The sequence below is a fragment of the Wolbachia endosymbiont of Onchocerca gibsoni genome (assembly GCF_029169405.1).
Classification (GTDB): domain Bacteria; phylum Pseudomonadota; class Alphaproteobacteria; order Rickettsiales; family Anaplasmataceae; genus Wolbachia.
On record NZ_JABUMP010000001.1, the window covers coordinates 657170 to 657845 of the forward strand.

At 27.7% G+C, this 676-nt stretch carries 1 pseudogene; it reads left to right on the plus strand.

Annotated elements, in window-relative coordinates:
- Positions 1-277: 277 nt before the first annotated feature.
- Positions 278-475 (plus strand): annotated as a pseudogene (locus HSX44_RS02615) (COX15/CtaA family protein); the annotation flags it as partial.
- Positions 476-676 lie beyond the last annotated feature (201 nt).

Sequence of the window (676 nt, forward strand, 5' to 3'; positions counted from 1 at the left end):
TATATTTATATCCTCAATATATAATTAAAAGAATTAACGGATGTCTTGCATGCGATTGCAGTTTTCCTTTACATTTGTGCTTGGGAATTATGCTTATTAATTTATGCTAATTAATTCATATGTATCCTGATTAATTTATATAAATTTATACTTATTTATTTATATATTCATATTGCAGTAATCATTTAGGAATATTTATATGCTATGTCATAAATATGTTGTCAATGAAACAAATTAAAGAGATTAAAGTTGTAGTGCTATTAAGGAAAAAAATAATGTGCCATTTATATATTTTCTGTTGAAGAAGAGAATATCTAAAAAAGGCAGCAATAACGCTATCTACAGCACTATTGTTTGGAATATTACAAGCTCTTGCTGGTTGGTACGTGGTCAAAAGTTGGCTGATATTTGAACCTCGTGTCAGTCATTACAGGCTTGCACTTCAGCATTGATTATTTTTGCATTACTATCATATTAATTTTTTGATTATCAAATACGAATCCCAATGTTACGTACACAACTATGCAAACATCACAGTTTAGGAGTAATTTTCACTAAGAAAATTGATATAGAAGCGAGAAATATCTAGTTATCATGTTATACAACAAATGTTTGCCATTTCTTAAAGAAACATTCCAAAAGACAAAAAAATCCACTAAAATTATGACTGATATTC